General features: G+C 62.9%; 9 protein-coding genes and 1 pseudogene. 6 read left to right on the top strand and 4 right to left on the bottom strand.

Going from position 1 to position 7,470, the window contains the following annotated elements; all coding sequences use genetic code 11:
- Positions 1-85: 85 nt before the first annotated feature.
- Positions 86-1,201 (bottom strand): chorismate synthase, encoded by a 1,116-nt coding sequence (aroC, locus tag ABW043_RS06685; RefSeq protein ID WP_353920443.1) that lies wholly within the window; start codon positions 1,199-1,201, stop codon positions 86-88.
- Between the two features lie 108 nt (positions 1,202-1,309).
- Entirely contained in the window at positions 1,310-1,951 is a 642-nt protein-coding gene (locus tag ABW043_RS06680; RefSeq protein ID WP_353920442.1) for a histidine phosphatase family protein, read from the bottom strand.
- Between the two features lie 182 nt (positions 1,952-2,133).
- Here ABW043_RS06680 and ABW043_RS06675 point away from each other — a divergent pair, with 182 nt between their 5' ends.
- Complete coding sequence (locus ABW043_RS06675; RefSeq protein ID WP_353920441.1) at positions 2,134-3,549, top strand: FAD-binding oxidoreductase; 1,416 nt, start codon at positions 2,134-2,136, stop codon at positions 3,547-3,549.
- A 320-nt stretch (positions 3,550-3,869) separates the two neighbouring features.
- Positions 3,870-4,472, top strand: a complete 603-nt coding sequence (locus ABW043_RS06670; RefSeq protein WP_353920440.1) for a hemerythrin domain-containing protein — start codon at positions 3,870-3,872, stop codon at positions 4,470-4,472.
- Between the two features lie 142 nt (positions 4,473-4,614).
- On the opposite strand, the gene ABW043_RS06665 is transcribed toward ABW043_RS06670, so the two are convergent.
- A complete protein-coding gene (locus ABW043_RS06665; RefSeq protein ID WP_353920439.1) occupies positions 4,615-5,361 on the bottom strand; it encodes an SOS response-associated peptidase in 747 nt (248 codons plus the stop codon).
- 115 nt (positions 5,362-5,476) lie between these two features.
- Here ABW043_RS06665 and ABW043_RS06660 point away from each other — a divergent pair, with 115 nt between their 5' ends.
- The 4 genes from ABW043_RS06660 to ABW043_RS06645 all read left to right on the top strand — a co-directional run bounded on the left by ABW043_RS06660 (position 5,477) and on the right by ABW043_RS06645 (position 7,235).
- Positions 5,477-5,878, top strand: a complete 402-nt coding sequence (locus tag ABW043_RS06660) for an NUDIX hydrolase (RefSeq protein WP_353920438.1) — start codon at positions 5,477-5,479, stop codon at positions 5,876-5,878.
- An 8-nt stretch (positions 5,879-5,886) separates the two neighbouring features.
- Entirely contained in the window at positions 5,887-6,258 is a 372-nt protein-coding gene (locus ABW043_RS06655; RefSeq protein WP_353920437.1) for a TIGR02301 family protein, read from the top strand.
- Between the two features lie 95 nt (positions 6,259-6,353).
- Entirely contained in the window at positions 6,354-6,632 is a 279-nt protein-coding gene (locus tag ABW043_RS06650) for a hypothetical protein (protein ID WP_353920436.1), read from the top strand.
- 63 nt (positions 6,633-6,695) lie between these two features.
- Positions 6,696-7,235, top strand: a complete 540-nt coding sequence (locus tag ABW043_RS06645) for a hypothetical protein (RefSeq protein ID WP_353920435.1) — start codon at positions 6,696-6,698, stop codon at positions 7,233-7,235.
- Positions 7,236-7,268: 33 nt separating this feature from the next.
- Here the strand turns inward: ABW043_RS06645 and ABW043_RS06640 are convergent.
- Positions 7,269-7,470: pseudogene (locus ABW043_RS06640) on the bottom strand (hypothetical protein); the annotation flags it as partial.

The following is a 7,470-nucleotide window of genomic DNA, read 5'->3' as shown; positions in this document are numbered from 1 at the left end:
GGCGATGGCAATGTCGAGACGGTGCTGGTTTTCGCTAGGAGCTAGCTTTTCTTTACCTCTCCCCCAAAGGGAGAGGTAAGAAAGCTCAGTTCCGCTCGAACCCCACCGCGCCATCCCGCCCGGTCTGCCCGCGATGCCGCAGCATATGATCGGCCAGCACCAGCGCCATCATCGCCTCGCCCACCGGCACAGCGCGAATACCAACACACGGGTCATGACGCCCCTTGGTGATGATATCGACGTCCTCATTGCCCGTGGTCACCGTCTGGCGCGGCGTGATGATCGACGACGTCGGCTTCACCGCAAAGCGGCACACAATGGGATCGCCATTGGAAATGCCACCCAAAATCCCGCCGGCATGATTGGAGAGGAAATACGGCCTTTCCGACCCCGCCCGCATCTGGTCGGCATTCTCGACGCCCGTCAGCGACGCCGCCCCAAAACCATCGCCAATCTCCACGGCCTTCACCGCATTGATGCTCATCATAGCCGAAGCCAGGTCCGCGCTCAGCTTGCCATAGACCGGAGCACCCCAGCCCGCCGGCACGCCCTCGGCCACGACCTCGATGACCGCACCCACCGAATTGCCATCCTTGCGGATGCCATCGAGATAGTCGGCCCAGAACTCCGCCGCCTTGTGATCGGCGCAGAAGAACGGGTTCTCCCCGACCTGGTCCCAATCGAAATTGTTGTAGTCGATCTTGTGCGGCCCAACCTGCACGAGGCTCGCACGGATGGTCACGCCAGCCAGCACCTGCCGCGCCACCGCACCGGCGGCCACGCGTGCCGCCGTTTCGCGCGCCGAAGTGCGCCCGCCGCCGCGATAGTCGCGAATGCCATACTTCTGGTCATAGGTGAAATCGGCATGGCCCGGACGGTACTTGTCGCGGATTTCCGAATAGTCCTTCGAGCGCTGGTCGGTATTTTCGATCAGCAGCGAAATCGGCGTGCCGGTCGTGCGCGGCCCATCGGTGCGCTCGTCCCCGAACACACCTGACAAGATTTTCACCTCGTCCGCCTCACGCCGCTGCGTCGTATATTTACTCTGCCCAGGCTTCCGCCGATCAAGATCGCGCTGGATGATTTCCGGGGTCAGCGTAATGCCCGGCGGGCAGCCATCGACCACCACGCCAAGCGCCGGCCCGTGGCTTTCGCCCCAGGTGGTGAAACGGAAAAGATGCCCAAACGTATTGAAAGACATGGCGCCGCCCTTTGTTGGCTGCGGTTCTAGAGCATCGGACCGAAAAGTGTGAAGCGGTTTTCGGTTCAATCCGATGCGACAAATAAAAACAAACAGGAAGGCGTCAGGTCAATCGACCGGCGCATCCCAAGTGTTTTTCGCCTTGTGCAGCGCCATCTTGCCGCCGACGAAATGGGCAATCACACCCTGCGGAGGCGGCCAGTTCATCACCTCTTTGCGCGATGTGCCTTCAACGAGGTGCCAGAGCACACGCAACACACCGCCATGGGCGACAACCACCGCGTGGTGCGTCAGCTCCCGCGCAAAATCGAGCAGGCGCGCCGCGACGTCGTCATAATTCTCGCCGTCCTGCGGTCGGAAATGCCAGTAGCTTTCCTCGCGTTCGCCCGGCGCCAGTGCCGTCTGCTCCCGCGCGATTTCGGCATGCAGCCGCCCTTCGAAAGCACCGAAGGAAATTTCGATGAGCCGCTTGTCGTGGATCACCGGCGGCAATTCCACGTCGAACGCCGCGCGCATGCGGTCCATGGTTTCCGAGGCCCGGCTCAGCGGCGAGGCGAACCAATTGAGCGATGTGGGATCGACACCATCGCGCTCCAGCATCTCGCGCAGCAACACGCCATTGGCGTCCGCCTGCATCTGCCCCTTGCGGTTGAGCGGAATGTCCTTGCTGCCCTGATAGCGCTGTTCGCGGTTCCAGTCGGTTTCGCCGTGCCGCGCGAAGTAAAAGTCCGGCCAATCGTGGGCAGTCATGAGCATAAACGCGCCAGCGCGGCGCGACCTTCAGCTAAGAGGAATGAACGCGGCTACCCTAACCAATTTCGCTCGGGATACCAGAGGGCCGCGGCAGAAAGCTGCCATGCGCCAATGCCTTGGTCTGGAGTCGACCGCCCGCTTGTGGCAGAGGTGTGCCACTTGCCTTTTCGAGGTTCGCCATGCCGCTTTCATCAGCCGAAATCGCCTCCGCCCTCCAAGCCATCGTCGGCGCCGACGCCGTCATCAGCGACACCAGCAAGATGGGTGCCTGGCTCAACGAACCCCGCAAACGCTTCCACCAGACCGCCGCCGCCGTTGTCATCCCGCCCAGCGTCGAAGCGCTGCAAGCCATCGTCCGCTGGGCCAATGAAAACCGTGTCGGCCTCATCCCCCAAGGCGGCAATACCGGCCTCGTCGGCGCCCAGGTGCCGCTCTTCGGCACCGAAGTCATCGTCAGCCTCGCCCGGCTCGATCGCATCCGCTCGGTCGACACCGCCGCCGGCGTCATGACCGTCGAGGCCGGCGTCATCCTCGAAAATGCCCATCGCGCCGCCGAGGCCGAAGGTGCCATGTTCCCCCTCTGGCTCGCTTCACAAGGCTCCGCCCGCATTGGCGGCGTGCTGTCGTCCAATGCCGGCGGCGTCAACGTCCTCGCCTATGGCAATGCCCGCGAACTCACCATGGGCGTCGAAGCCGTCCTTGCCGACGGCAGGCTCTATCAGGGCCTCAATGCCCTCAAGAAAGACAATACCGGCTACGACCTGAAAGACCTGCTCGTCGGCGCCGAAGGCACGCTGGGCATCATCACCGCCGCGACCCTCAAAATCTTCCCGCTGCCCGAGGATCACGAAACCGCCCTCGTCAACGTCGCTTCCCCCGAAGCCGCGCTCGACGTATTCCAGCTCATGCGCCAGCGCCTCAGCGGCCGCCTCAATGCCTTCGAGCTGATCCCCCATATCGGCCTCGATTTCCAGCTTCGCCACGGCATGCTCGATGCCGACCCCACCGCCAGCCCCTCGCCCTGGTACGCGCTGATCGAAGTCACCCGCATGGCCGGCACGCCACCCGGCGCTCTCCAATCCGCCCTCGAAGCGACCTTCGAAAAGTCCCTCATCTCCGACGCCGTCATCGCCGAATCCCTCGCCGACCGCACCCGCATGTGGGCGTTCCGCGAGCAGATGAGCGAGTGCCAGTCCAAGGAAGGCGCCTCGATCAAGCACGACGTCTCCGTCCCCATCGCCGCCGTCCCCGCCCTCATCGCCGAAGGCTCAGCCGCCGCCCAAAAACTCTCCCCCGGCATCCGCCCCGTCCCCTTCGGCCACATGGGCGACGGCAATATCCACTTCAATTTCTCCCAGCCCGTCGGGGCGGACTCCAAGGCGTTCATGGCGCAGTATGACGAAGCCCTGCACGAGGTGATTTACGAGGTCGTGCTGAAGCTCGGCGGCTCCGTCTCGGCGGAGCATGGCATCGGCCAGTTGAAAACCGACCTCCTCAAGCAGGTGAAAGACCCGGTTGCGCTGGAAATGATGCGGTCCATCAAGACTGCGCTCGATCCGAATGGGATTCTGAATCCGGGTAAGATGCTGGGCTAGCAGACGCAGCAGCGTCCGAACCGACTCGCGTCTGGCGTACGGCGTCTCCCACGCACGCTCATCACCCCACCGCTCGTCATCCTCGGGCTTGACCCGAGGACACTTCACTTGGCGATAGTGCGAACAAGTGCAACGCCCTCGGGTCAAGCCCGAGGGTGACGACTGAGGTAGGATCAGCCCTCTCACCCCAATCACCGACCCTGCACCTCCCCCTTTGATGGGGGAGGACGGGAGGGGGTGCGGGAGCCCCGATGTCCGCGCTTGCCATTCCGCCGCGATCTAGCGGGAGCAAGTCGGCCCCATGTTACCCAGTACCCCCAATGTGCGTTCTTGCACCCAGCCCTCGCCTGCCCCATCTCTCCGCCATGCTGCTCGACATCAAATTCCTCGACGACGCCACGCGTCCGCCCGTACCCGTTCTGGAAAACCTCACCGCGGCCCAGCGCGCGCCCGGCCATCATCTGCGCATGATCCACGATCACCTGCGCGACAACATGGTGACCCTCGGAAAGCTCATCGAGCGCGCCAATGCCCGCCAGGCCACTCTCGCCGACATCGCCGCCGAGACGGACAGCATGGCCATGGTCGCCAATTACCGGCGTTTCGGTAATCTCTGCGGCCAGCACTGCGGCATCGTGAATACCCACCACACGATCGAGGATCACCACCTCTTCCCCGTGCTCGGCCAGCAAGGCCCAGCCTTCAAGGCCATCGCCGATCGGCTCACCGCCGAGCACGTCGTTGTCCACGAACTGCTCGAACGCCTCGTCGCGGCCCTCAACGACCTAGCCGCAGAGCCGAGCGAAACTAGCTTTAACGACGCGCGCGAAATCTATCACGCGCTCGAACGCGTGCTGCTCTCCCACCTCGGCTGGGAAGAAGAAGCCATGGGCGATGCCTTGGGTTATTTCGAGATCATGTAGGTCAGACGCTGCTTCCGATCCAACCCGACCACATCCCCTCCATCGTCACTACCGGGCTTGTCCCGGTAGTCCATGCGGAGGCGAGGTGGATTGCCGGGACAAGCCCGGCAATGACGATGGTGGTGATGTCTGTGCGATCGTCCTAAAACAAATCCATCTGCCCGCCACCACCGCCGGCAGCCTTCTTCACCTTTACCGCCACCGGCTCCGGCTTCTCCTCAGTCACTTCCACGATCAACCCGGGATCATCATCCCGCGCCGAATTGACCCGCGTCGACACCGGATGAAACTTCAAAATCCCATCCTCGAGCGGCAGCGCCATCTGCGCTGCGTCCTCGGCCCGCACTTCGCGCACATTCAGCCAATCATCGATCTGCTGCCGGCTCATCAAAATCGCCGGCATCCGGTCATGCACCACCGAGAGCTGCCGGTTGGCCGCCACGGTAATGGTCGCGACACTATCGACCTCTTCGCCCTCCGGCCCGCTCCAGGTGGCATAAAGCCCCGCCAGCGCCATCGGCTCGCCGTCGGCGCGTGTGATGTAATAGGGGCGTTTCTTCTTGTCCGGCCCCGTGTGCCATTCATAATAGCCGCTCGCCGGCACGACGCAGCGCCCGTGCTTCAGCGCATCGCGAAATGCCGGCTTTTCGGCCATGCTCTCGGCCCGCGCATTGATCAGCAGCGGAAATTCGCGCGGGTCTTTCACCCAGCGCGGCACCAGCCCCCAGCGGGCAAAGTGCCCTTCACGCCGCCCGCCCTCTTCCCAGATGGCCGCGACCGGCTGGGTCGGCGCCACATTGTAGCGCGGCATCATCGGCAGCGTGTTCAGCAGCTGAAACAGCTGCGCCATCATTTCGGGCGGCAGGGTCACCGCATAGCGTCCGCACATATTTTTCTCGCTTGATCGCGACCTCCCCCTGCCTTTGTCGGGAATGAAGGGGGAATTGAAACTCTTTGAGGTACACTTATGGCCTCGACAGACGAATCGCAAACCAGCTCCGGCCATGACCGACCAACCTAACGCCGCCAGTGTCGGCATCGTACGCCACGGCAAAATCCTCCTGATCAAACGCGCCTTCGCGCCATACCAGAACCTATGGACCTTTCCGGGCGGCCGCATGGAGCCGTCGGAAAGCATCGAGCAATGCGCCATTCGCGAGGTGCAGGAAGAGCTTGGCCTAACCGTGCGCAATCCGCGCCACGTCATCACCCAGGAGCTTGGCCGCGACGGCACCTACCGTCTCGCCGTCTTCACCACCACCGACTATGTCGGCACGATCAAGCCGTCCGACGAAATCTCGGACCACAAATGGGTCGATCCCGGCATGCTGATCGCACTCCGCACCACGTCCCGCCTCGATGACGTGATCAAAGAGTGTTTCAAGGTTCTGGGCCAAAACTGGTAAGAGGCCGCATGCGCGCTTTCCTCCGCCCCATCACTACGCTTGTCATGGTGCTTTGCGCCGTCATGCCATCCCTCGCCATCGACCCGCCCTATCAGCGGCAGATGGAGCGGCTCGCCGAGGTCATGGGCAGCCTGTACTATCTCCAGCCCCTGTGCAAAACCGGTACCGAGGATTGGCGCGAGCAGATGTCGGAGCTCATCGGCCTCGACGAGCCGGACGAAGATCGCCGCCAGCGCCTCGCCGGAGCATTCAACGCCGGCTACACAGGCTTTTCGCGCCTCCACCGCAATTGCACGCCCGCATCGCGCGAAGCGCTTGGCCGCCTGCTCTTTGAAGCCCAGCAGCTTGCCCGCGCCATCCATACGCGCTTTGCCGAATAGGCGAGCCGGTAAAAAGCTGCAATTGCCTACCTCCCGTTAACCTTCGGCTTACTTCTGCCGCGCCAACCACGGGGGTGCGTGCTACGGGATCATGCATGAGCACCACCAAGTCAATCTTCGCGCCCGCGTCGGGCCAGGGTCCGTTCGAACAGGGTCAGGCCGAACGCCAGATCGCGCTGGAATACCTGGCCGAGGCCTGGAACGAGGCCGAGGAAGACGGGCTCGAAACCGCGGCCCTGGCTCACGCCTCGCTCTTTGCCGCGCTTGCCACCTTCGTGCGCATGCATGGCGATGAAGCAACCGCCGAACTCATCGCGCAGTTGCCCGATCGCATCCGCACCGGCGAATACAATCTCGAGCGCATTCTCCAGTAAGCCCCAACGCTTGCCATCCTTGCCCTGATCCGCCTTCATGGGCGCAACAAGGAGGAGGATTTGATGCGCGCAGTTTCCATTCTTGCCGTCACGCTGCTGGCGACGCCCGTCCTGGCCCAGGACGACTATGCCTGGCCGACGCCCGAAATCAGCTCCGATTTTTCGCAACTGCCAGAGCCCGTTCGGGCCAAGCGCCAAGCCCTGATCGAGGCGGCACGCAGCGGCGACATCGATTCCCTCCGCGCCATCATGGACGCGCAGAAAACCCCGCCACGGGTCAGTTTTGGTGATCCCGAAGACGCCATTGCCTATCTCAAGGGTGCCTCCGAAGATGACGAGGGCCGCCAGATTCTTGGCCTCCTCGTCGATATCCTCGATCAGCCCTTCGCCTATTATCCCGACAGCGAAGGCGAGACCAATTACATCTGGCCCTATCTCTCCGAACTGGACCCGACCGCCCTCACGCCCGAACAAACCGTAGACGCCTATCGCCTCCTCAATACCGAGCAGTTGCAGGAGCTACGCGATCTGGAAGCCTGGTATTTCTGGCGGCTCTATATCAACGAGAGTGGGGAATGGACGGCCTTCGTGGCCGGAGACTGAAACGAAAAGGGCGGCCCGAAGGCCGCCCCTTGTTCATTCGCCCATGGCGTGGGCCCGCTCGATCGCCAGCTCTTCCTTGGTCTTTTGCGGCGCGTTCTTGTCCTTCTTCGCCCCCCGCAGCAGCAGGATCAGCGGAATGGACAGAAGGCTCAACAGCAGCATCAGCCAGAAATCGTCGAGATAGGCGAGCATCGCCGACTGCTTTTGCACGAGGCCATTGATGATCGCGATGGTC

This window comes from Devosia sp. (genome assembly GCF_040509215.1).
Lineage (GTDB): Bacteria > Pseudomonadota > Alphaproteobacteria > Rhizobiales > Devosiaceae > Devosia.
The sequence above is the reverse complement of the archived record's forward strand: the minus strand, read 5'-3'. Positions and strand labels throughout refer to the sequence as shown.